This window comes from Cupriavidus sp. 2TAF22 (genome assembly GCF_052115045.1).
Taxonomy (GTDB): Bacteria; Pseudomonadota; Gammaproteobacteria; order Burkholderiales; family Burkholderiaceae; genus Cupriavidus.
On the sequence record NZ_JBFRFX010000070.1, the window covers coordinates 1 to 23,634 of the forward strand.

Genomic DNA, 23,634 nt, shown 5'->3' on the forward strand with positions numbered 1-23,634 from the left:
GCGCCGCCTTTCGCAACCATAGTGGGCGTTGGGAGCCGTTGCCAGGCGCAGGCTCGCTCGACGAGATGGCCCAGGTGGTCGTCACGCTCCTGGAGCCGTACCTACAGCCTGATAATTATTAAATCTATTTACGGGATGTTGTACTAGTGCTGATGAATGCCGGCTTCCTGCCGCTGGTCCAGGGTGCTTCGTCATCGTAGCGCGGCGCGGCCTTTAGGACTTCGCGGGACAGGTCGAGCGAGACCGTGAGCAAGCCTTCCATGTGGCCGATGTCACCGTCCAGGCATGAATGGCATAGTGCGCAATGGCTTGCGCGCTGCGCAGATGCGTGCCGTCCCCCTCGCGCTGGCTCTGCCCCGGTCCGCTGTAGCCGGCTGCCACTTCGCCTGGAGACAGAGGAGTCCGTCCCGGACGCCTGCGCCGCTCCAGTGGTCGGCATAGCCGTTGTAGGCCAGATAGTCCGTTTCGTGCTGCCGGGAGAAATGGGACGCGGGGGACCGATTGCGGTGCGCGCAGGCCCCGCATGCTCGCCTCAAGGACGGCACTCGCAGGAATAGGGCGCAGGCGCGACAACGTCTGTCCGGTGCCGGACGCGCGAATCGACAACGCTGGCTCGCGGCATGCCAGGGTCAGCCTTGCCTGGATGCGGGCCGTATCTGCCGGCTGAGGAAGACCATATCGGCGTTCTGCTTTTGCACCTTCGACATGCTGTCGTAGAGCGCCTGGAACACGGATGCGAGCTTGCGGATGCCTTCGGCATGCACCTCGGCGATCGTGCGGCAGGCGTTGAGATCGCCGGGGGCCGTCATATCCCTGGCGGCGGTGCTGCGCTGCTGGTGCAGCGACGCCATCGTGCCGGCGTTGCCGCGCATCACCTGCGCGATCTTCTGCCAGTGATCCTGCTGCGACATTGTGATGCGGAGCTGCATATGCAGCTCTCGGATATGCGTTTCCATCCGGTCGGGACGCGTCCAGTGCACCCGGTGTGCGGCGGCTGGCACCTCTCTGGCCGGGGTGGGTAGCTCCAGCAGCGCTGCAGCGATAGCAGTTGGCAGTGCGAGGGGTGTCTTGGGGAGGAAGAGGGGGAAGACGAATGCCATGAGTGATCTCTTTTGGGTGGGATGAGCGCGCCGGGGGATCGCAGATGCCTCGGCGGCGCGCGACGGCGGCAGGGCAGGGAGGAGATTGCCGCCGGGGCGCGGTCAAGCCGATGGCCCGGGCATATACCACCACTGTCAGTGGATGACGATCTCCGGCGCGCCGCGAAAATGCAGTCTGTGCAGCAAGGTGCGCCACCCAGTCACCGTGCCCGCCGATGCTGGCATCCTCCGTCCGGGCGGCGATGGCGCTGCGAGCGCGGCGGCGGCAAGCAGCACGACAGCATCGTCGCACTCGCCCACCGGCGCGATCGCGGCCCGCTGCGGCGGCGTTGCGTAGATCACCGTAAGGACGTCATCGAGGGCCTTCGCGCTGCTAAATGGGCCGAAACGGTAGATCCATGTCCCATCGACCTCGGCGAAGAACCAACTGGATGGCGCAGTGCGATAGGTTACCACCGCTATACCAGATATCCCGGATTGCATGGAATACTCCCTGCCCGTGCGCACGGCATGGGCGTCGCCGGCGGTGCCTCCTCCGTAGAGGGACACTGCCCGCCTTCAGATCCTGCCGAAGAAGGCAAGTATCAACACCACGAGTAGCAATGTCCCCAGCACGCTGCCGGCATATAGCCCCATACACGGCTATGGTGCCAGACTGACACGACTGCCACCAAAGTCATCGCCAATACGACGACCACCAGAACACCTAGCATGGTTCTCTCGCGCAATTCCTTGCCGAGGCGAGGCTCTCATCGGCCTGCCAGCACGGGGGGGCACCAGGCCCGCCCATAGATGAAGGTTGGCACGGTAGCGCCTGCGTGTCGGTACGATGGCGGACATGCGCCCCCGCGGTATGAATCGATTCACGGTGGCTGGCGGTGCCGCCGCCGATGCAGCCGGGCCGAGTGCCGGCCGCCATGGGATCGAGATAGCCCGGACTATGTCCGGGCATTGTCCCCCCCTCGATAAGGGGTTCCAGGCATTGGTCATGTCCGGCACCGGACAGACGCGTCGCCGGTGCCCGCGCATACATGGCCTATCGATCGACAACACCGGCTGCGATAACGCAGCGGATGGGCCGAGGCCTGTAGCCGGTATGCTCGAGACGTCGAGGTGCCGCCATGCGTTCCCTTCTGTACTTTCGCTTCGAGGATGCCGTTTCGGCCAAAGCCGGGTGGGACCGCCTGCTTCCGCTTGGGCAGCCACCCGCCCATGTCTCGGGTCCGTGGTTCTTCGGCGAGGCGTTCAGGCCGGTGAAGGGATTTCCCGCTGTCGATGCCACACATATCACCTTCCGGCGTGAAGGGGCGACCGCAGGGTATGCGATTTGCGCGCTGCTGGGTGCGGTAATCGCCGGATACTACAGTGACCGGGCCACACTGCTGGTCGGCATCGCCGCGTATTGTGTTGGCTTTGTCATCGGCGGGATAGCCGGCTGGTGCCTCGGGGGACTGGCCGGAAGCCGGGTTGTGCGGCCACATCTGGCACGGCACGCAGCCGTTTTGTCCGAGGGCGAGATCCTGATGGTCGTCGGCTGCAAGACTGCGGAGAAGGGAAAGGTGCGATCGGTGCTGTGCGGATCGGGGGGCGTCGGCGTCGAAGAACATGGGGACCTGCTGCCCCATCTCAGGTGAACCCGATGACGCTACGCGTCGCGGCACGTTTGAAGCTTCCAGCCTCTTCGAGTCTGTTCGCTGGCGCCCACGAGCGAGGCCGTGCTTGACTATGCCAATGCGAAGGGCGCGGGGGATACCTCGAAGCCGCGGTTCTAGGGACGGCGCGGCTTTCTCAGACGGCCGGCAAGTTCGGGGTCGAACTCCTTCTTCACCACGGCGTAGCATTCGCACGCGTGCTTTTCTAGCGCCGGCTGGTCGAGCACCGAGATATGGCCATAGCTGTAGCGGATCAGGCCCGCGTTCTGGAGTTTCAGCGCCGCGTCGGTGACGCCGGAGCGCCGCGCGCCTAGCATGTTGGAGATCCACTCCTGCGTCATCGTCAGTTCTTTGGTCGGCAGCCATCTGGGTAATCAGGGCCTGGATGTATCGCAGCGGCAGGCGCCGCTCCGGGCCGCCGCGCGCGAATTCCTGTTTCAGAGCTTGGCATTGAGCTTGTATCCGTAGCCGGCGCTTTGCACGATGGCGCGGCTCGGCGTGGTTTCGCCGCCCATGAACAGCGCAATGCCGACGATCCCTTCGTTGCCGACAATGGCGATCTCGGCCGATGATCCGTCTTCCATCACATAGAGCAGCGATACGATCGCGCTGGTGGGAAAGTACGCCGCCCCCAGCTGATCGCCGGACTCGTAGACCACGTGCCGCAGGGGCAGTTCAGTGAAATCGAGGTGCCGTTCAAGGCGCAACCAGTCTCTTCAGGCAGTACTGCTCGCAGATGGTTAGTTTTCGGCTCATCCAAGATACTCATGTCGCGCCTCCGGCGCCGGCCAAATGAAAGATCCGGCATATTGGCGGCAATGCGCGCGGATCTTCGTCGCGCGAACAACCGTGCCACCGCTAAAAAATATAGTCCAGCGCGTTGTCAGGAGGGTGGGGTGATGGCGACACGGTTTTCGGCGGCACTTGGTCCCGCGCCGTTGCTGGGTGTCCGCCGGCAGTAGTGTCCGTCAGCGTACCGACAATCCCCATTCTCGATGGCACATTGATCGCAAGGGGGTCAGATCCATTCAGGTAACGCGGCCGACTACGCGTCGGGCTCGATGATTCAGGCCCCTTGGCGGAGAGCAACGGCGACCTGGCCAACGCGGAGTCGGGGAAGGGGTGTTCCATGCTAGGAACCGCCGTATTGCTGGTCGTGCTCGTGCTTGTCCTGCTCGGCGCCATGCCGACGTGGCCGCACAGTCGCTCCTGGGGCTACATGCCCAGTGGCGTGCTGGGTGCATTGCTGATCGTGGTGCTAGTGCTGGTGCTGATGGACCGCTTCTAGGCGGCCGTGGCCAGACTTGGGCGCGCGAGCCAGAGTTGTGCCGCGCGTGACGCCCGGCGCGCGATTGGCCGGCCGGCCGCCATCATCAAGGAGCGGTGTCATGAATATAAGCCAGGTGAAGGGCCGCCTCGAGAAGGCGAAGGGAAGACTGAGGGAAATGTTTGGAAAGACCACCGGACGCAAGACAACCCAACTCAGAGGCAAGGTCGAACAGCTTGTCGGCGAGGTACAGGCTTCCTACGGAGACGCGAAGGAAGAACAGCGCAAGCAACCGTAGCGGTGCCGCAGCCAATATCTCAAAGGCGTTCATGTATTCAGCTCTGCTCCGTACGTTCGATTTCCCTTCAACCGCATCACCATGGAACAACACGGCACCGGTGCGCGAGGAGTTGTTCGGCACCGAACGGCTGGAGCAGCATGCGCAAAGCCTCGCCTCGGCGCAGCCGGTCACGCCGAAGCCGCCGCGGGTGCCGTCCTTGCGCAGCCGTCTCAATGACAATGCCGTGGTCCTGCTCGCAGCCTATCGTGCCAGCGCGGCGGAACTGGAGAGCGGCAGGGGCGTGGAGCCCGCGGCCGAATGGCTGCTCGACAACTACCATCTGGTGGAAGCGCAGATCCGCGAGATCCGTGACGACCTGCCCACCGGATATTATCGCCAGCTGCCAAAGCTGAGCGAAGGGCCGTTTGCCGGGTATCCCAGGATATTCGGGCTGGCATGGGCCTTCGTGGCGCATACCGACAGCCATATTGACCCGGACACACTGCGCCGATTCATTGCCGCCTATCAACGTGTCCAGCCCCTGACCATCGGCGAGCTGTGGGCGGTCGCCATCACCCTGCGCATTGTCCTGGTGGAGAATCTGCGTCGACTGGCGGAGCAGATCACCGCTGGTCGCGTCGCACGCGCCGATGCTGACCAACTATCGAAGCAGCTGCTCGTGTCAGGTTGCGCCGGTTCGGCACTCGATATCGATATCGCCTCGCGCTCGGCATCGCCCCTCTCGGAGCTGTTCGCCGCGCAGCTGGCGAAGCGGCTCAGGGACCAGGATCCGAGAACCACGCCCACGCTCGGGTGGCTGGAGCAGCGGCTTGGCCGGCAGGGCGCGTCGATCGACGGCGTCGTGCGGCGCGCGCAGCAGCGCCAAGGCGCGGCCAACGTGACCGTGCGCAACGTCATTACCAGCATGCGCTTGATTTCCGATATCGACTGGGCGGAGCTGTTCGAGAGCGTGAGCCTGGTTGACCAGCGGCTACGTGCGGGGAGCGCTTTTGCGGCAATGGACTTTGCCACGCGCAATCTCTACCGCAGCGCTATCGAGCAATTGGCACGGGGCTCGCCGGTATCGGAGCTCGCTATTGCGGACATCGCCCTGTCGGCCGCGCACGCTGCGGTGGCGGGTACCACCAGCGCAGCGCAGGCCGAGCGCACCGGCGATCCCGGCTATCACCTCATTGCAGAGGGGCGGCTCGCCCTCGAGCGGACTATCGGCTTTCGCCCGCCGCCTCGCCTTCGCTTCAGCCGCATCAATGTCGCTCTCGGCATTGGCGGCTATGTGGGCGCGATCCTACTTGCCACCGTCGGTGTGCTTGCCGCCTTCCTCTGGGTGCTGGCCTCAGTGCCGGATCCCGGGCTCGCGGCTGGCTGGCTGGCGCTGATCGGCGTCATCTGCGTTGTGCCGGCCAGCGAGGTGGCGACCACGCTGGTCAACCGCGTGATGGTCTGGAGCTTTGGCGCGTCCATCCTGCCCGGTCTTGAGCTTTTGGATGGCGTGCCGTCATCGTTGCGCACGCTGGTCGCTGTGCCGACGCTGCTGGTCAGCGAAGCCAGCTTGCGGGAGCAGATCGAGCGCCTGGAGGTGCACCACCTTGCCGGTGCCGGCGGTGACCTGACCTTCGCCCTGCTGACCGACGGCGCCGATGCGGACCAGGAAGCGGCGTCGGCCGATTCGGCGCTGCTGGCCATGGCCGCGGATGCGATCGAGGAACTGAATCGCCGCCACGGGCCGGGTCCTGCGGGCAATCGCTTCCTGCTGCTGCACCGCCGCCGCATCTTCAACGCCAGCGAGCAGACATGGATGGGCTGGGAGCGCAAGCGCGGCAAATTGCATGAACTCAACCGGCTGCTGCGCGGCGCCACCGACACGAGCTATGTCGGTGCCAACGGTGAGCCGCCGCAGGTACCCGCCGGGGTGCGATACGTCATCACGCTTGACGCCGACACACGCCTGCCGCGCGATGCGGCACTGCGGCTGATCGGCAAGATGGCCCACCCGCTGAACCGGCCCCGCTTCGACGAGCGGCTGCAACGCATCGTGGGCGGCTATGCCGTGCTACAGCCGCGCGTGACGCCCTCGCTGCCGGTGGGCAGCGAGGGGTCCGTCTTTCAGCGGATATTCTCCGCGCCCGGTGGTATCGATCCTTATGCGGCCGCCGCGTCCGATGTCTACCAGGACCTGTTCGGCGAAGGTTCCTATACCGGCAAGGGCATCTATGACGTAGATGCTTTCGAGCGCGCGTTGCACGGCCGCATTCCGGAAAACGCGGTGCTCAGCCATGATCTCTTCGAGGGCGTGTTCGCTCGCGCCGGCCTGGCCTCGGATGTCGAAGTCGTCGAGGATTTCCCGTCGCGCTATGATGTTGCCGCCAAACGCCAGCACCGCTGGACGCGCGGTGACTGGCAGCTTCTCGGCTGGATCTTCAAGGGCCGCGCCGGCAGTGAGGCGGTGCCGATGCTGGGCCGCTGGAAGATGCTGGATAACCTACGTCGCGCCTTGCTGACGCCCGTCCTGCTGCTGGCTTTGGGCGTGTGCTGGCTGCTGCCACTGGCAACCGGACTGTGGGCCACGGGGATGCTGCTCGCCGCCATCGCGTTTCCCGCGTTCTTTCCTGGCTTGTTTTCGCTGGTCCCGCATCGCGCGGGCATCCAGATGCGCAACCACCTGCGGATGCTGACGGCGGATCTGCACGCCGCGGCCACGCAGGTGCTGCTCACACTTGCGTTCCTGCCCGACCAGGCTTGGCGGATGGGCGATGCCATCTTAAGAACCCTGGTACGCCTGCGCTTCACGCGGCGCCATTTGCTGGAGTGGACCACAGCCGCGCAGTCGATGAGCAGTCCACGGCTGGATCTTACCGGTTTCTATCTAAAAATGGGAGGCGGGGTCGCCCTGACGCTAGCCATGATGGCGGGCGCCTTAGCCTTTGCGCGGCCTTCCTGGCCGCTTTTGCTGCCGTTGGGGCTGCTCTGGCTGACAGCACCGGCGCTGGCCCTAGGCGTCAGCCGCTCCCCGACGGTGGCCCGGCACCTGCTGGCGTCGGGGCCGGACACGCGCGACCTGCGCCTGACGGCGCGCCGCACCTGGCGATATTTCGAGACCTTCGTCACACCGGCGGACAATATGCTGCCGCCCGACAATTTCCAGGAACGGCCGCGGCCCGTGGTGGCGCACCGGACGTCGCCTACCAATATCGGCCTCTATCTGCTCTCCGCCGTTGCCGCGCGTGACTTTGGCTGGAGCGCCACCGTGGCGACGGTCGAGCGCCTGGAAGCCGCCTTCGCCGCCATGCGCAAGCTGCCGCGCTTACACGGGCATTTCTATAACTGGTATGACACGCAGGACCTGCGCGCGCTGACGCCCGCTTATGTCTCGTCGGTGGACAGCGGCAACCTGGCCGGCCACCTGATCGTGCTGGCCAATGCCTGCGAGGAATGGACCGATTCCGCGGCGGTGCCGGACTTCCGGCCCGGCATGATGGACACGATCAGGCTCGCGCGCGAAGCCCTTGCCAGCCTTGCCACGCCGTGCGGGGAGCGGGGTGGCGTCCTGGGCGGGCTGATCGAGGACATCGAAACCCGGCTCGCCGGCACGGAGCCCATGGGCACGCTGTCGCCCACGCTCAGGCGGCTGACGGAAAAAGCCACCATGACGGCCCGCGCGATCTTGCCGGCGGCGGGCGATGACAGCCTCGCGGACCTTGCGTTCTGGGTCGAAGCGTTACGCAAGACCATGGCTGAGCACGAGCAGGACCGGCTTCATAGCGCCGCGGCGCCGGGCGAGCTCGCAGCGCGGCTGCAGGCACTTGCAGCCGAGGCGCGCGAAATGGCGCTGGCGATGGACTTCGGGTTCCTGTTCGACCGCGAGCGCAAACTGTTGTCGATTGGCTATTCGCAGGAGGACAACCGCCTCGACGTGAGCTGCTATGACCTGTTGGCATCGGAGGCGCGGCTGGCCAGCCTGTTCGCCATCGCGAAGGGCGACGTGGACACGCGCCACTGGTTCCACCTGGGCCGCACGGCCACGCCGCTGGGCAACGGTTCGGCGCTGATCTCCTGGTCTGGGTCCATGTTCGAGTATTTGATGCCGTCTCTGGTGATGCGCGCGCCGGGCGGCAGCCTGCTGGAGCAGACCAACCGGCTGGTGGTGGAGCGCCAGCAGGTCTACGGCCGCTTGCTGGGCGTGCCGTGGGGGGTGTCCGAGTCGGCCTACAACGCGCGCGACATGGAGTTCACCTACCAGTACTCCAACTTCGGTGTACCAGGACTCGGGCTCAAACGCGGTCTGTCGGACAACGTCGTGATTGCACCTTACGCGACCGCGCTAGCGGCCATGGTCGATCCGCAAGCGGCCCAGCGTAACTACGTGCGGTTAGCCGGCATGGGGGCGAAAGGGCGATACGGCTTCTATGAAGCGGTCGATTTCACGCGCTCCCGCTTGCCGGAGGACGAGGAGTTCGCGATCATCCGCAGTTACATGGCGCATCATCAGGGCATGACCATCGTCGCGATCGCCAACACGCTGCATGCGGGGCAGATGCGCGAGCGCTTCCACCGCGAACCGATGATTCAGGCCACGGAACTCCTGCTGCAGGAGCGCATGCCGCGCAACGTTGCCATTTCCCATCCGCGGGCCGAGGAGGTGAAGGCGTCCAGGGGCGAGGCGGGCCACGAGGATTCGACGGTGCGCAGGTACCCGGGCGCCACCACCGGCGCCGTCGTCACGCATCTGCTCTCGAATGGCCGCTACGCCGTAATGTTGACGACCACCGGCGCAGGCTACAGCCGCTGGCGCGATCTTGCCGTGACACGGTGGCGGGAGGATGCAACGCGCGACGATGCCGGCTCTTTCATCTTCCTGCGTGATACGCAAAGCGCCAAGGTATGGTCTGCCAGCCCGCAGCCTGGAGAACGCAAGGCCGACGAAGAAGACGCAGGCTGCGAGGTCGTCTTCGCCGAGGATCACGCCGAGTTCATCCGCCGCGACGATAGCCTGGCCACGACCCTCGATGTGCTGGTCTCCGGGGAGGACGACGGCGAAGTGCGGCGCGTATCGCTGGCCAACAGCGGCCGCCGCCCACGTGAGATCGAACTGACCTCCTATGCGGAACTGGTCCTGGCCATGCCGTCCGCCGACGATGCGCATCCCGCCTTCTCCAAACTGTTTGTAGAGACCGAGTACCTGCCGGAGTTCGGCGCGCTTATTGCCACGCGCCGCCCGCGCTCCGACGGGGAGCCGCGCATATGGGCCGCGCATTTCACGGTGGCCGAAGGCGACGTGATCGCGGATCTCCAGCATGAAACCGACCGCGCGCGTTTTCTCGGGACTGGCCCGGCGGCCCGGGCACCTGGCGGCATGGGACGCGGGCAGCCGCTGTCGAATACCACCGGCGTGGTCCTCGATGCTGTCTTTTCTCTCCGGCAGCGCGTGAGGGTAGCGCCGGGCGGCGTTGCCCGGGTTGCCTTCTGGACGCTGGTGGCGCCCTCGCGTGCCGAACTGATGGTCCTCATCGACAAGCACCACGACCGCAGCGCGTTCGAGCGTGCCAAGACCCTGGCGTGGACCCAGGCCCAGGTCCAGCTGCGCTATCTCGACGCAAAGGCTGGCGAGGCGGCGGACTTCCAGCGCCTGGCGGCGCCGATCCTGTATTCCGATGTCCGCTTCCGGAGCCCGGCGGAGGCCATCCTCGCTGGCGCGGGGCCGCAGTCGGGGCTCTGGCCGCACGCGATCTCCGGCGACCTGCCCATCGTGCTGTTGCGCATCGACGATATCGAAGACATGGCGCAAGTGCGCCAGCTGCTGCGTGCGCACGAATACTGGCGGCTCAAGCGCCTTGGTGTTGATCTCGTCATCGTCAACGAACGCGCTTCCTCCTACACCCAGGACCTGCAGGTCGCGATAGACACGGCGGTGCGCAGCAGCCAGTCGCGTCCCCGCCTGGGTGACGGGCTTGGCCGTGGGGCGGTATACGCGTTGCGCGCGGACATGATGCGGATCGAGGCGCGCGAGTTGCTCCAGTCAGTTGCCCGTGTCGCGCTGGTCGCGCGCCGCGGCTCCGTTGCCGAGCAGCTTGCCCGTCTGCCCGAGGCGCCTGCCCGTGCGGCCCCCGATCGTCGCAAGTGGCTTTCGCGCCTGGCCTTCCCGCCTGTCTCCGTCTCGCCGGTACCCCCCACGCAAGCGCGGGTCACAGCCCCGCTGGAGTTCTTCAACGGACTGGGCGGCTTCGACAAGGATGGGCACGAGTATGTGATCGAGCTCACCGGGGAGGTCGCGACGCCTGCGCCGTGGCTCAATGTGATCGCCAATCCGTCGTTCGGCTTTCAGGTCTCTGCGCAAGGCAGCGGCTACACCTGGGCGGAGAACAGCCGGGAGAACCAGCTCACGCCTTGGTCCAACGATCCGGTGCTGGACCCGGCCAGCGAAGCAATCTACATCCGAGACGAAGAGACGCTCGATCTGTGGACGCCCACGGCACAGCCCATCCGCGACGGCAATGCCTATACGGCGCGCCATGGCTATGGCTATAGCCGTTTTGCGCACGAGGCCAACGGCATCTCGGCGCAATTGCTTCAGTACGTGCCGCTGGAGGATCCGGTCAAGATCTCCCGCCTGACGTTGCGCAACCTGTCGGCTGGCCGCCGCCGCCTTTCGGTGACGGCGTTCGCAGAGTGGGTGCTTGGCACCTTCCGTAGCGCTTCGGCTCCGTTCATCGCCACTGCGATCGACGGCGCCACTGGTGCCATGCTGGCACGCAATCCCTGGAGCACCGCGTTCCCGGGACGGGTCGCCTTCGCCGATCTCGGCGGCAGGCAGGTGGCCTGGACCGCTGACCGTACCGAATTCCTCGGACGCAACGGCGCGCCTGCCGCGCCGGCGGCGCTGCTCGGCCCTGCACCGCTGTCGGGCGCCATCGGTGCGGGGCGCGATCCCTGCGCGGCCTTGCAGTGCTTCGTGGAGCTTGCCGCCGGCGAAACCGTAGAAATCGTCGCGCTGCTGGGGCAGTGCGGCTCGCAGGACGAGGCGAGCGCCTTGGTCGCCCGCTATCGCGCAGCCGATCTCGACGCCGTGCTCGATGCCGTGACCGGGCATTGGAACGGCCTGCTCCGTGCGGTGCAGGTCCGCACGCCGGACCGCGCCATGGACATCATGCTCAACGGCCGGCTGCTGTACCAGACGCTTGCCTGCCGTATCTGGGCGCGCTCGGCGTTCTACCAGGCCAGCGGCGCCTACGGCTTTCGCGATCAGTTGCAGGACACCATGGCGCTCACCTTCGCCAGCCCGGCCACGACACGGCACCATCTGTTGCGTGCCGCCGCTCGGCAGTTCGCCGAAGGCGATGTCCAGCACTGGTGGCTGCCGCACAGCGGGCAGGGCGTGCGCACCCGCATCTCCGACGACTGCGTCTGGCTTGCCTTCGCGGTGGCCACCTACATCGCCGCCTCGGGGGATGCGGCCGTGCTCGACGAGTCCGTGCCCTTCCTCGACGGCCCGGTATTGCAGGCCGGTGAGCACGATGCCTTCTTCCAGCCGTTGACCGGGGCAGTATCGGCATCGCTGTTCGAGCATTGCGCCCGGGGCATCGACCGCTGCCTGGCGCTTACCGGAGAACACGGGCTTCCGCTGATGGGCGGTGGCGACTGGAACGATGGCATGAACGGCGTCGGGGCCGCCGGCAAGGGCGAGAGCGTATGGCTGGGCTGGCTGCTGGCGCGTACGCTCACGCTCTTCACGCCGTATGCCGAGGCGCGCGACGCCGGCCGTGCCCGGGACTGGCGCGCGCATGCCGTATTGCTGGGCGAAGCGCTGGAGCAGCACGGCTGGGACGGCGGCTGGTACCGCCGCGCCACCTTCGACGATGGCAGCTGGCTAGGCTCGAAGTCGAGCGCGGCGTGCCAGATCGATGCCATCGCGCAGTCGTGGGCCGTGCTGTCGGGGGCGGGGGATCCCGCGCGCGCGGCAACCGCGATGGCGTCGATGGAGCAGTATCTGTGGCGTCGCCAGGATGGGCTGGCGCTGCTGTTTTCGCCACCCTTCGACCGGGAGGGGCCGGACCCTGGCTACATCCGGGCCTATCCGCCCGGGGTGCGCGAGAATGGCGGCCAGTACAGCCATGCAGCGATGTGGTCGGTTCTGGCGTTCGCCAGGCTTGGCGCCGGTACAAAAGCCGTCGAGCTGTTCTCGATGCTCAACCCGATCAACCACGCACGGACAGCCGCAGCCGTAGAGTGCTACAAGGTAGAGCCGTATGCGGTTGCGGCCGATGTCTATTCGGTGGCGCCCCACGTCGGGCGTGGCGGATGGACCTGGTACACCGGCGCAGCGGGATGGATGCATCGCGCGGGCATGGAAGGCATCCTTGGCATCCGGAGGGAAGGGGCCTGGCTGGTTGTTGCCCCCGCGATGCCGGCCGCGTGGCCGGGGTTTGAAGCGACCGTCAAGCTGGGCGCCTGCTACTACGCTATCCGCGTCCAGGCGGCTACCGGCGTGCCACACGCGCTCCGCGATGGCCTGCCAGTTACCGTGGCGGGCGGTGGAGTGCGCGTGCCGCTCGAGGATGGCCGGCACGAACTGTTGCTATGCATTCCGCCGGCAACTGCATGAGCGCGCGAGCCATTTGCAGGCAGAGAAGGGGCATTGGGAGCGTCATCGCTCGCGATTGCTTGTCATTGCCTATTGTATCCATCCATTTTTCATGCCGGATTCCTGCTTCCTGTCATCACTGACCCGTTCCATCGAGTTGACTCGCTGGCGCTCGCCAGGGCGATAGACGGAGCCGTTCGGACGACTATCATACCGCTCGTCCGGTCCACGGTGATGGTCACCATCCCCGCCCTCGCCGCCGTATACGCCGGGCGTCGATAAGCAACCCATTTGCATAATTGAAAGCGCCGCAACACAAAGCCAGCGGTAAGTTTGCATGTCATTCTCCTGTAGAGACCAGCGACGCGTGGATGAGTGGCCCGCCGGATCACCGGACCACGTCGGCCGTAAGGGGGCTGCCAAGGGAGGACGGTGGCGTTTCATTGCGGGGCGTCATCATCGCGACCAGTCATCATCGCGCCGACAAAAGCGCGGTGTCGGTACGCTATTGGACAGGCCACCGAAACAAGCCTGGAGCGCGGCGCGCTGCTTCGCTTTGCACACCGTTACGTTGCCGGACCGACACGCGGACGCAACCTCAAAACAGGCTGGCAGTGGCAGTCTGCATCGTCGCTTCCACTCAGGGCCTCCGTCCGGGGCGGAAACCAGTAAATCGAGATATCAAAGTGAAAGGCAACCAAATGGGCGTCATTTTTCTGAGCTTATCCATTGCGCTCAACGGTGGTGAGTGTGCTCGGCGTGTCCAGGCGCGACACGGATACTGTGGCGAGCCCGGGAGAGGTGCCGTGGCGGAGGCAGTGTTGACCGGCAGCAGCGCGCTAGGCACCGTGGCCGGCGCCGCAGTTGGAGGGTTGTCGGCAATCAGGTCGGCGGGTAGCGCGCGAAGGATGCACTGACGCGGTCATATGCCAGTGTCCCGTGGCGCCGCACGGGCAGCATACCTAGGCTGCGCCACGGCAAAGTACAGGCTAAGAGGCCCTGCGGCAAGCAAGACCCAGGCGAAGGGTCTTTCTCCTTGCCGATGCATCACTTCCAGCGGAAATCCGGCAAGGCCTCATTGCGTTCTTCAACGCTCTCGCCGCCCAGGGCATTGACCATGAGCTTGAGAGACTCCTTCGTCCGCCTGGCGCAGCTGGTGACGAGCAGTATCTCGCCTTGTGCAAGGCTGGTCCGTTGCCGGGCGATCGCGCCGCGCCAGATCGATCCGTCGAGCTTTCGTCCCGGCCACGCCCCCGCCAGTCCGCCCAGTGCACCGGCCGCTACGCAGGCCAGCACAGTGGCAAATGTACCGGCCGAGGTGCCCAGGGACAGGGTCGCATAGATCGCTAGCGCTACGCCGCTCAGGAAGCCTGCTGCCTCCCATTCGCCGCGATGCGTGGTCTGGGTGGCGGCATTGCGCAACCCTTCGACTGGCTGGCCGTCATGCTGGATGAACCATGGACCTTTGATGCACACGGGAGAGACGGGAAGCTCGGCAAGCCCCGACTGGATTCTCCGCGCGGTCGTGGCGTCGCGAAGTCGGAAATACAGTACGGTGCGCATGATTTCACCTAGCAAGAAAGCGGTTTCACCGGGTCGAAGGCGACGCGGTGCTAATGTAGCGTTCTGTTCTTGGTGGAACTTATATGAGACTATTGCTCTACAGCGACAAAACGTGGAGAGAGCGAGTGCGAGTTGCCCCCGAGATCCTGTTGACCGACGAGGAGCAAACCAAGTTGACGCGGCTGGTTCAGTCGAAGCTCACGAGCGTGAGGCTGGCGCAGCGCGCACGCATTGTGCTGCTGGCCGCCAACGGCATGCAGAACAAGGACATCGCCGAGCAGTTGGGAATCGGACGCGTGCAGGTCTCGCGTTGGCGTGAGCGGTATGCGCAATCGGGGCTGGCCGGTATTGAACGCGACTTGCCGCGCGGTGCGCCGCCATTGAAGGTGGACACGGCGCGGCTGGTGGAGCTGACCACTCAAGCCAAGCCCGTGGCGGCCACGCACTGGAGCACGCGCAAGATGGCCGCCGAGTTGGGCGTGAGCGCCAGCACCGTCATGCGGCATTGGCACGCCCACGGGTTGAAGCCGCACATCGTGCGCGGCTTCAAGGTGTCGCGCGATCCGAAGTTCGTCGAGAAGCTTGAAGATATCGTTGGCCTGTACATGTCGCCACCCGAGCACGCGCTGGTGCTGTGCTGCGATGAGAAGAGCCAGGTGCAGGCGCTGGATCGCACACAGCCCGGGCTGCCGCTGAAGAAGGGGCGCGCGGCCACCATGACGCACGATTACAAGCGCAACGGCACGACCACGCTGTTTGCCGCGCTCAACGTGCTCGATGGCCAGGTCATCGCCCAGTGCCAGCAGCGCCACCGTCATAGCGAGTGGTTGAAATTCCTGCGCAAGATCGACCGCGAGACGCCCAAGGACAAAACGCTGCATCTGATCGCCGACAACTACGCCACGCACAAGCATCCTGCCGTGCAGGACTGGCTGGCCAAGCATCCGCGATTCAACATGCACTTCACGCCCACCTCGGCATCATGGCTGAACATGGTCGAGCGGTTCTTTCGCGACATCACAACCGAGCGACTTCGCCGGGGGGTATTCACCAGCGTGCCGGAACTGATCGCCGCCATCAATGAGTACATCGCTCACCACAACACCAACCCCAAGCCGTTCATCTGGACCAAGAGCGCTCGCGATATCCTGCAGAAGGTCATTCGCGCTAACCGCCGCTTAAGTTCCAAACAGAATGGAACACTGCACTAACGCGGTCTGGGAGGTTTGACGCAGTTCGCCGGAGCATGATGGAGAAAACCTCAGGACCGCTGTGCAGTCAGGGCTGAGCCTCCCTTTCGTACCGGTAGTCCTTCCAATAAGGTGAGGCGCCGTAGTACTCGTGGATGGTGGTTCCCCATTGCGGATCCGCCATGCTGGGCCAATGGTCTTTGTCGAAGCCCGGAGCCGCCTCCAGCATGGCCCTGTCAACACCAAGCACAAAGCTCTTGCGCTGGGTGTCAAGGGTCAGTGCGGACCACGGTACGGCAAACAGCTTCTCGCCAAGGCCGAGGAAGCCGCCGAAGGACACCACGGCATAGGCAATACGTCCTCCGCCGACGTCCAGCATGATGTGATCGACCGTGCCGAGCTTGTCACCACCCGGACCGACGACGGTATTGCCTTCCAGCGTGTCGGCCGCCATCACGAAAGGGCCGGGCCCAGAGTTTTTCGGGTCGTTCGCGCCGACAATGGAGGCACGCGGGCCGCCACTGTTGCGGTCTAGYTCATTCAGATTCATGATCTGCTCCAGAAATGGTAAGGGTTCCGCCGACGCTTCACAGCTTGCGGACGACGAGGTGGTTCTCCACCGACTTCACGCCGTTGGTGGCGTTGGCGACGTCGGCTGCGGTCTGCTTTTGCTTTGTCGACGGGACGCTGCCGGTCAAGCGCACCACGCCCTCGCGGGTGCGAACGTGGACGCTCGTCGAGTGCAGGTTCTTTTGCTCGAGCAGGCTTGCCTTGATCTTGGTGGTGATGGCGGTATCGCTGACGCTTTCGCTCATCGTCTCATGGGTGGGGTTGGGGTTTGTCAGCGATGCCTCCGCGCCTCCCGTGGCCCCGTGGCCCAGCGGAGCGTAGAGGCTAGCCGCGAGCGCGATGCAGGCGACACCGGCCGCAAACTTGACGGGATGGATGGTTTTCACTTTGGTTACCTCGATGCGATTCAATCAGTGACTGCGGACACGAGTGCGGCACGGCGTGCAAGCCCTGCCGGAAACAGCGGCCGCCCGACGTGGCGTGGGGATGGATTTCTCTCCATCATCACGGTATCCGCCAGATTGAGGCTGGCACCGATTTGCCATCCAGTCGGTACGATGGCGGACACGCGGGCCTGCATATTGCAGGCGTAGCGTCACGGGCCGAACAGGCATCGCCCGCAAGTGCACGGTGCCGTTCACGTTGTAGGCGGGCGCCTACAGTGGCGCCAGATATTGACCTCCAGCCCGAAGAACCAGTCGTTCATGGTGGCGAATGCGGCCATTCCCTCCGTTCTGCGGAGGGCCATCGCAAACAGCAACGCCGGAGATCGCATGCAAGCCAAAACCAAGATCACAGTGTGATGGTTTATCCTGAGCTGGCTTGGGGATGGTAATGTTTGGCGGGAGCGGGGAGGTCGATCCGGTGCGCCGCCTCATGGCAGTGCCATCGCCTGAGGCGGCATTCCGGAGAGAGACGCCTTCTACCAGATCGTCACGCCCAGGCGCAACGATGGCACGACGAGCTACCGTCTCGACGTCCCCACCGTGCCGGCCGGCGCATTCTGGTCTGTCAGCGTCTACGACGCCTCGGGCCATTTCCAGCGCAATGCGCTCGGCGCTTAGAGGCTTTGCAACCGACGATCATGATGAGCTCGCCCTGCAACAAGAGCGTAGTTTGACGAGCCGGCCGCAGTCGCGGAAGTGCGGCGCCGATTAGGGCGCCCAGTAGCCAGCCACAGATACCGAAGGTCACGAAACCAAGGCCGTAGGTGCCGAGGCCGCTCAGGGGGCTGGAATGATCCGGCGGGAATCCGGTAGGAAGCAGGATCCCATGTCCGCTCAGCGCAGATGTGCGCCAAACAGTCCGAGCAGGCCGATGACAATGAGATAAATGGCGACGATATAGTTGAGCAGCCGTGGAATCACAAGAATCAGGATTCCGGCTATCAGCGAAATAAGCGGTCCGGCGCCGGTGATGAAGTTCACGATAGCTCCATGGGATTGGCAGCGCTGCCGCCGCTACTTGCCGACCTGATTGCCGATGACGCCGCCGACGGCGGCTCCGCCGACAGTCCCCAGGGCGCTGCCGCCGGTCAGCACTGCACCCGCGACGCCCCCGATGCCCGCCCCCCCGCTACGGTATCGGTGTCTCGCCGAGTCGTGCCGCTGCAGGAGACGATGCCAAGGGCGGCGATCAGGATTGCCGTCCGTTTGAGGAATGTCTGTGTGTGTTTCATTTCTTGCTACCTCCTGCGGCCACGCGGGGAGCCGGGTATGGATGTTCCATGGGCCCCGGGCGTCCGGCTGCAAAGGCCTGGTCGCCTGCCTGTGCCAAGCCAATATTTTCCTACTGACCACAGGAAGTCGGTCCGCTGCCGTACGCGGGCCCAGGGTAACTCAGCCGAACACGCGCGATCTGAGGTCGTCCTCGAAATCGCCAGTCCATTGGGCGGTCTGGCTTCCATCGTACTGGCGGATGTCCCTGCCGAAGCGTACCGAGATGCTGCGCCCTCGTGCCCGCCTGCTGCGTCTTCAACCGCTGTCACGGTAGATCCATCGGGTGCGACCCCGTTGCGCAGACAGGTCTCGCGGAAAGCCTCCAGCTCCATGAGCGGGAACTGATTCAGCATGATGTCCAACATAGGTGTCTCCCGGCACCGGCATGAAACGGGGAAAAGCCGGGGCGAGGGGACGGCGGCCGGCCGACTGGTCACCTTTGTCATCCCGCCGGCCGTGCGCTCGCTCGGGTGCTTGTCCTCTCTGTATTGCTTTAGTCCGTCTTCTTGATATCCGCCTTGACGTCGCCATACGCTGCCTGCGTCTTGCCAATCTCCTTCTGCAGGGTCCCCGCAGCTTGCGTTTGCTTATTACCGGTCACCTTGCCGAAGGTTTCCTTGACTTTCCCGGCGGCCTCTGTGACCCGGCCCTTCACTTGGTCCTTGTTCATAATGTACCTCTTCATTGGTGTTGCGAGCCGGATGCTGAGGCGATCCGGCCGCGGGATGGCGGTGGCAACCGCGTTGCCACCGCGCGCGTGCCTGATTGCACGCGTGCTCCTCAGATTGGAGTTCGCTGATTCAGCGAGCCGGCCATGCGCCTGTCGTGCATGGCCGGCTCTTGGCGCGGCATGCTCCAGAATGGCCGCCTTAGAGTCGGCCGAGCAGCAACAGGACAATGAGCACAGCAAGAAGCACTCCGAGTGTGCCTGATGGCGCGTAGCCCCAGCCGTTGCTGTACGACCAATTGGGCATTGCCCCCACGAGCAAGACAGCCAAAACAATCAACAGTATGATTCCGAGTGACATGATGCGCTCCTGGTTCTGCAAAAACATGCCTTCCGCTGATTGAACCAAGCGGATGGCAGCCGTTCTAGCGGATCGCGTTGTCGATGGCCTTGCCATGGAATCTTGAACACCGATTCGGGGGATTCGCTGAAGTACTCGCTGTTGCTACGTTGTATCGATAGATACGTCCTCATCCGTCCCAAAGCATAGTTGTGGCGGAATATGGAGTCAGTCCGGTGCCGTACGCATGAGAGAGGAAATTTCCGGCATTCCGCCACTCCTCCTGCTCAACGAAACTGCAGGGGGAAGAAGAGACTGATTCCCGGCGTCGCCTCGGTACATAGGTCACTGGCGGTGGGGCGTAGACATAAGGATCGCGGTATACGCCGTGGTAGTAACTGCTGCCGCTGCGGTAGTACGTATTGTGCTGATCGCGGTGGCTGTTCTGATGGTGGCCGCCATGCGGACCTTGATGGCTCCGGGCGTTCTGCTGGGGCGAGGCGGATCCATGGTGATTGTCCGCACCAAATGCCGGCGCGCCCAAATGGTCTGGCTCTGGACAGACGCTGGGCAAGATCAAGCTCTGGTCACCCTCGACGTTGACGTCCACGTTGTTATTTCAACCCGCTCGGTCTGGGGAGATGCAGTCATGAGCATCACGCATGATCCGAAGTCCAACCACCTTACGCCCAGCGACCGGGCACTTCTGTCAGGAACCAGAGCGAGCCGAACTCGTCTGGCATACCGTGCGCACGTGCGTATGTTGCGGCTGCCGGTAAGCTTGCGTTGCCGGACCTCGACGGCGCCGGCCACAAGAACCATGGCGTGCACGCCCCTGTCCTTGCCGCGAGTCCGCCCACCGACGCAGGCCTCATCGGCCTCGACGTGTTCCTCAGGCTTGCCACTGATCCGATCCTGGTCGGGGCGCACCATGCCGGCGGCAACTCGTGGAGTATCTGAAAGGCGGTCTCGTAGCGCGACAGGCCGAGTCGCGCGGGAACTGAACGGCCGACATGCCAGGCGTCTGACTGGCGACCAGATACTCTGCCCAGAACCAAACCGACAGCGGCGTGTGCGTGCGTTCCATGACGGTGCCAGCAGTGAGGCTCGTGTCGCGTGTGCAATAGCGACAACGGAAAACGCCGGCGCGACTAGCAAAACGGTACGGCTCACCAAGCAAGCCACAGTGACGTTCCTTGGTCATGCTAGGATCAATTCCTTTCTTGGGAGACGGCCATGGCGAAGTGCAATGCTTGCGGTTCTATCGTCACGGATAGGCGAGGGGAACGAGGGCACGATGCCCTTGTGGAAACCGGAAGTGAGAAATTCAGTCCCGTCGGAAAGGCGGCTGTCACCAAGACGTCGTTCACTTGCTCGACCTGCGGGACGAAATGGACGTACGAGAACGATAAGAACAACAGCTTCGCCGGCTGGCATGAGGTTGAGAACTGATTTCATGCCGCGCGCTCTAGCAGGCTGTTGAATTTAGCCCCCGAGTAAACGGGGATTTGGCGCCAGACGTTATGGATATCGTGTTCATAAACTCGGGTGGCGGATGCGATGCGTGGAATGGATGAGATGCAAGAGACGTTGTTCACGACGGTTAAGTTGGAAGACCTCGTCCCCGCCGATCATCCATTGCGAGCAATCCGGCTGCTGGTCAACGACGCACTGAAGGATCTCAACGGGCTGTTTAGCACCATCTATGCCGACAGCGGACGTGCCTCGATTGCGCCGGAGAAGTTGCTGCGTGCACTGCTGTTGCAAGTGTTTTACTCCGTGCGCAGCGAGCGCATGTTGATGGAGCAAATGCGCTACAACATGCTGTTTCGTTGGTTCGTTGGCCTGGCGATGGAAGACGACGTGTAGAACCACTCAGTCTTTTCGAAGAACCGTGATCGGTTGCTTGAGCACAAGGTAATCGAGAGCTTTTTCACGAAGGTGACGAGCGTGGCCGACCGGCATAACCTTCTGTCCAAGGACCATTTTTCGGTCGACGGCACGCTGATTCAGGCATGGGCCAGCCATAAGAGCTTTCGCCCCAAGGACGACACGGATGACACCCCGCCCGCAGGCGGCGGCCGCAATGCCGAGGCCGACTGGAAGGGTAAGCGGCGCAGCAATGCAACCCACGAATCGAGCACCGACCCGAGTGCGCGGCTGTACAAGAAGAGTGCCCAGAGCCCGGCCATCCTCAGTTATCAGGGGCACATTCTGATGGAGAACCGCTCCGGCCTGGTGGTCGGCGCGGTTGTGAGTCACGCCGATGGCTTTGCCGAACGTGCCAGCGCATTGCGCTTGCTCGACTGCATGCCTGGCAATCATGCCAAGACGATCGGTGCGGACAAGGCTTACGACACGCACGACTTTGTTCAGGACTGCCGAGCGCGCAGGGTGACACCTCATGTAGCGCGCAACGACGCGCGAGCTGGCGGCAGCGCAATCGATGGCCGTACCTCGCGGCACGAGGGATACCGAGTGAGCCAGGTCATCCGCAAACGCATCGAAGAGCACTTTGGCTGGGGCAAGACGGTCGGACGGCTTCGCCAAACCGTATATCGTGGCCTCGAACGCGTGGACCAACACTTCAAGCTGACGATGATCGCCAGCAATCTGACCCGAATCGCACGAATACTGGGTGCGGTGCCGCGAGGAACAGTGCAATGAGCCGCCAAAGCTGGGCTGCCGCACGGCGCCATGCTGGCGCGCCCCGGAATTGGGGCGCCCAATTGCATGGCAGGGTAGGAATTCAGCGGTCATTTGCATGTCGAGTCGTGTGTAGCTGCGCTACGCCCTTTGTGCCAAAGTGCTTTTCAACAGCCTGCTAGCACCAGGTACGGCGGGCTGGTGACGATGCACTGCAAGCGCACGCTGGCGGCGATCAGGTGCGCATCACGGTGCGGCAGTCGCCTTGGGAGCAGTGGTCAAGCGTCATGCTAGGATCCTTATCAACCTCGGGGAATAGTCATGAAACGCACTACCGAATACCGTGGATTCGACCTTCATGTTTACTTGGTGACCACTTCGGAAGACATGTTCGATGTCTGGTTCCAGATCGAAGGCCCGATAAAGCCTCCAGGCGTTGCCGCAATCGGCAAGCGAATCAAAGTCCACGGCGGTCCGTTCTCGCGCCGCTGGGCACATCTCGTCGCCGAAGTAGCAGGCAGGGCTGCGGTGGACGTTATTCTGGGCGTGTAGGAATAGGCACATACCGCGATCCACGTCCGGTTTTCTACTCACCCGGTCCCCATCATTCGCTAGAATTCTGCGAAACCAACTAGGGAGACGGCCTTGGGAGACCGCGCAGCATGGGTATCCGAGGAGTATCGCGGGATGTACATCCATGTCATGACCTTCTGGATTGTAGGCATCCCAGGCGCCAGGCCGCCGCCTGGTCAGAAATGGGGGTATGCAGTCGAAATCCGATACAAAGCCGACCCCGATGACGACGCCATCTACGGCCCCGCGTCGGACCATTGCGATTACTTCACCGAGGTAGCTGCCGAGCAGGCCGCATTACACTATGGCGAGGGAGCGATCGACGTGCTTCTTGCGCTTGGTTGATCTCACCCCGCTATCCCCATCAGTCTCGCTTTCTTCGCGTGCTACGATCCTTCGGCACGACAGGGGGCAAGCCATGGCGAACTTCGAAACCGATGCCGAAAGACGCGAGTGGATTGCTAAACACAGCGAGGACGAATTCCGGCAGCATGTAGCGCACCACACGTTCGGCGACAGGCGTTTAGAGAACGCTCGCGCCTATCTCGATAGGATCGACAGTCAGCGAGCGGAGATACGCGAGGAACGAGCGCTTCCTGCGACTGAGCAGGCAGCGGGGGCGGCGCAGAACCAAGCCGATACTGCGCGACAAGCGCTTCGCATTTCGAAATGGGCTCTCGGTATAGCTATCGTTTCACCGATAGCGCTCCGGCCATCGACCGCACGCACACCGGAGTGGCCGACTGCATGAACGTCTCGCCGGACTCGGCCAGCAGCAGGGTGGTGCCCATTGCCTCGGCGATCGCGATCAGCTTGTTGTTCACTGCGGGCAGGCGCGGGTCGGCCACAGCATAAGCAGCGCAGGATCTATGCTTGGTGGCTCTGAAGGCCGATCAAGTTTTGGTGCTCGCCGTCGGGCAGCGACGGCCATTGGGCTGGGGCGCAGGCAGTCGCAGCGCTGCTGAGCTGATTGCCCGATGAACAGATCGCCGAACTGCTGGGAGTGAAACGGGCGCGACTGGATGCTCATGTGATGTTGCCGATCGTCGAGCACGGAGAACCAGGCTCGCCGGCCTGCCAGTTGGGGCCTTGCTTGCGGCAACGACGTTGGCATCTACCGTCGTGACCTCAAGCGCCGGATAGGTACCTTCCAAAGCGGTGGTCTGTCGCACGACGCGTTCCTTGCGGTTTTACACCCTGGATCGTGCCTTCGCATCTACGCTGGCCGTGGAAACCTTGGGGTTTCCACGGGGCGGAGCGCATATCGCTCAAACCTTGGTGTGAGTGGCGGCCCACTGCGAAGGATTGACATCGATCGCCAGCCCGAGGCCGGAGCCGATCACGCCGACGTTGTTGAGCGTGTTSACGTTGAYGCTCTGCAGCTGGRSGATGTTCTGGTTGACGTTGACATTGACGTTGGCCRCCGGGCCCAGTCCCTGCATCCAGGTATTGGCGCCGCCGCGCACCGCGGC

General features: G+C 63.9%; 20 protein-coding genes and 4 pseudogenes. 9 read left to right on the forward strand and 15 right to left on the reverse strand.

What is annotated here, in order from left to right; all coding sequences use genetic code 11:
- Positions 1-629: 629 nt before the first annotated feature.
- The 3 genes from AB4Z48_RS38295 to AB4Z48_RS38305 form a co-directional block, all read right to left on the reverse strand.
- Entirely contained in the window at positions 630-1,100 is a 471-nt protein-coding gene (locus AB4Z48_RS38295) for a Spy/CpxP family protein refolding chaperone (protein ID WP_441623761.1), read from the reverse strand.
- Between the two features lie 135 nt (positions 1,101-1,235).
- Positions 1,236-1,583: a hypothetical protein gene (locus tag AB4Z48_RS38300; protein WP_441623763.1), complete on the reverse strand. Its 348-nt coding sequence runs from the start codon at positions 1,581-1,583 to the stop codon at positions 1,236-1,238.
- Between the two features lie 101 nt (positions 1,584-1,684).
- Positions 1,685-1,813, reverse strand: a complete 129-nt coding sequence (locus tag AB4Z48_RS38305; protein WP_441623765.1) for a DUF3309 family protein — start codon at positions 1,811-1,813, stop codon at positions 1,685-1,687.
- Positions 1,814-2,221: 408 nt separating this feature from the next.
- On the opposite strand from AB4Z48_RS38305, the gene AB4Z48_RS38310 reads away from it, so the two are divergent.
- Positions 2,222-2,734 (forward strand): hypothetical protein, encoded by a 513-nt coding sequence (locus AB4Z48_RS38310; RefSeq protein ID WP_441623767.1) that lies wholly within the window; start codon positions 2,222-2,224, stop codon positions 2,732-2,734.
- Positions 2,735-2,868: 134 nt separating this feature from the next.
- Here the strand turns inward: AB4Z48_RS38310 and AB4Z48_RS38315 are convergent.
- Positions 2,869-3,521, reverse strand: a pseudogene (locus AB4Z48_RS38315) (Crp/Fnr family transcriptional regulator).
- Positions 3,522-3,881: 360 nt separating this feature from the next.
- Between AB4Z48_RS38315 and AB4Z48_RS38320 the strand changes: the two are divergent.
- The 3 genes from AB4Z48_RS38320 to AB4Z48_RS38330 all read left to right on the forward strand — a co-directional run bounded on the left by AB4Z48_RS38320 (position 3,882) and on the right by AB4Z48_RS38330 (position 12,916).
- Positions 3,882-4,040 (forward strand): DUF3309 family protein, encoded by a 159-nt coding sequence (locus tag AB4Z48_RS38320; RefSeq protein WP_441623769.1) that lies wholly within the window; start codon positions 3,882-3,884, stop codon positions 4,038-4,040.
- Between the two features lie 157 nt (positions 4,041-4,197).
- A complete protein-coding gene (locus AB4Z48_RS38325; RefSeq protein WP_441623795.1) occupies positions 4,198-4,317 on the forward strand; it encodes a CsbD family protein in 120 nt (39 codons plus the stop codon).
- A 31-nt stretch (positions 4,318-4,348) separates the two neighbouring features.
- Positions 4,349-12,916, forward strand: coding sequence for a GH36-type glycosyl hydrolase domain-containing protein (locus AB4Z48_RS38330; protein WP_441623771.1), 8,568 nt, complete (start codon positions 4,349-4,351; stop codon positions 12,914-12,916).
- A gap of 69 nt (positions 12,917-12,985) precedes the next feature.
- On the opposite strand, the gene AB4Z48_RS38335 is transcribed toward AB4Z48_RS38330, so the two are convergent.
- Positions 12,986-13,234: a hypothetical protein gene (locus AB4Z48_RS38335; RefSeq protein WP_441623773.1), complete on the reverse strand. Its 249-nt coding sequence runs from the start codon at positions 13,232-13,234 to the stop codon at positions 12,986-12,988.
- A gap of 708 nt (positions 13,235-13,942) precedes the next feature.
- Entirely contained in the window at positions 13,943-14,458 is a 516-nt protein-coding gene (locus AB4Z48_RS38340; protein ID WP_441623774.1) for a hypothetical protein, read from the reverse strand.
- 125 nt (positions 14,459-14,583) lie between these two features.
- Between AB4Z48_RS38340 and AB4Z48_RS38345 the strand changes: the two genes are divergently transcribed.
- A complete protein-coding gene (locus AB4Z48_RS38345) occupies positions 14,584-15,669 on the forward strand; it encodes an IS630 family transposase (protein ID WP_441623776.1) in 1,086 nt (361 codons plus the stop codon).
- A gap of 67 nt (positions 15,670-15,736) precedes the next feature.
- On the opposite strand, the gene AB4Z48_RS38350 is transcribed toward AB4Z48_RS38345, so the two are convergent.
- Both AB4Z48_RS38350 and AB4Z48_RS38355 read right to left on the reverse strand, forming a co-directional pair.
- Positions 15,737-16,198 (reverse strand): PRC-barrel domain-containing protein, encoded by a 462-nt coding sequence (locus AB4Z48_RS38350; RefSeq protein ID WP_441623777.1) that lies wholly within the window; start codon positions 16,196-16,198, stop codon positions 15,737-15,739.
- Positions 16,199-16,235: 37 nt separating this feature from the next.
- On the reverse strand, positions 16,236-16,628 hold the full coding sequence (locus tag AB4Z48_RS38355; RefSeq protein ID WP_441623779.1) for a BON domain-containing protein: 393 nt from the start codon (positions 16,626-16,628) through the stop codon (positions 16,236-16,238).
- Between the two features lie 576 nt (positions 16,629-17,204).
- On the opposite strand from AB4Z48_RS38355, the gene AB4Z48_RS38360 reads away from it, so the two are divergent.
- Positions 17,205-17,282, forward strand: coding sequence for a hypothetical protein (locus AB4Z48_RS38360; RefSeq protein ID WP_441623797.1), 78 nt, complete (start codon positions 17,205-17,207; stop codon positions 17,280-17,282).
- 216 nt (positions 17,283-17,498) lie between these two features.
- On the opposite strand, the gene AB4Z48_RS38365 is transcribed toward AB4Z48_RS38360, so the two are convergent.
- From AB4Z48_RS38365 to AB4Z48_RS38385, 5 genes and pseudogenes are all read right to left on the reverse strand, one after another.
- Positions 17,499-17,645 (reverse strand): DUF3096 domain-containing protein, encoded by a 147-nt coding sequence (locus AB4Z48_RS38365; RefSeq protein WP_441623781.1) that lies wholly within the window; start codon positions 17,643-17,645, stop codon positions 17,499-17,501.
- Positions 17,646-17,678: 33 nt separating this feature from the next.
- A pseudogene (locus tag AB4Z48_RS38370) lies at positions 17,679-17,896 on the reverse strand (glycine zipper 2TM domain-containing protein).
- Between the two features lie 533 nt (positions 17,897-18,429).
- Positions 18,430-18,606 (reverse strand): CsbD family protein, encoded by a 177-nt coding sequence (locus AB4Z48_RS38375; RefSeq protein WP_441623783.1) that lies wholly within the window; start codon positions 18,604-18,606, stop codon positions 18,430-18,432.
- Positions 18,607-18,805: 199 nt separating this feature from the next.
- The gene (locus AB4Z48_RS38380; protein ID WP_441623785.1) at positions 18,806-19,060 is read right to left on the reverse strand and encodes a DUF3309 family protein; all 255 of its coding nucleotides are present in this window, start codon (positions 19,058-19,060) and stop codon (positions 18,806-18,808) included.
- A 570-nt stretch (positions 19,061-19,630) separates the two neighbouring features.
- Positions 19,631-20,132 (reverse strand): annotated as a pseudogene (locus AB4Z48_RS38385) (IS1595 family transposase); the annotation flags it as partial.
- Between the two features lie 371 nt (positions 20,133-20,503).
- Between AB4Z48_RS38385 and AB4Z48_RS38390 the strand changes: the two are divergent.
- The 3 genes and pseudogenes from AB4Z48_RS38390 (at position 20,504) to AB4Z48_RS38400 (ending at position 22,507) form a co-directional block, all read left to right on the forward strand.
- Positions 20,504-21,610, forward strand: a pseudogene (locus AB4Z48_RS38390) (IS5 family transposase).
- Positions 21,611-21,910: 300 nt separating this feature from the next.
- Positions 21,911-22,141: a hypothetical protein gene (locus AB4Z48_RS38395; protein ID WP_441623787.1), complete on the forward strand. Its 231-nt coding sequence runs from the start codon at positions 21,911-21,913 to the stop codon at positions 22,139-22,141.
- A gap of 135 nt (positions 22,142-22,276) precedes the next feature.
- Positions 22,277-22,507 carry a hypothetical protein gene (locus AB4Z48_RS38400; protein WP_441623789.1) on the forward strand — a complete coding sequence of 77 codons (231 nt, stop codon included), beginning with the start codon at positions 22,277-22,279 and terminating at the stop codon, positions 22,505-22,507.
- 341 nt (positions 22,508-22,848) lie between these two features.
- Here the strand turns inward: AB4Z48_RS38400 and AB4Z48_RS38405 are convergent, their stop codons facing one another.
- Together AB4Z48_RS38405 and AB4Z48_RS38410 are read right to left on the reverse strand one after the other, a co-directional pair.
- Positions 22,849-22,986, reverse strand: coding sequence for a hypothetical protein (locus AB4Z48_RS38405; protein WP_441623791.1), 138 nt, complete (start codon positions 22,984-22,986; stop codon positions 22,849-22,851).
- A 444-nt stretch (positions 22,987-23,430) separates the two neighbouring features.
- Positions 23,431-23,634: hypothetical protein (locus tag AB4Z48_RS38410; RefSeq protein ID WP_441623793.1), on the reverse strand; the 204-nt coding region annotated here is incomplete at its 5' end.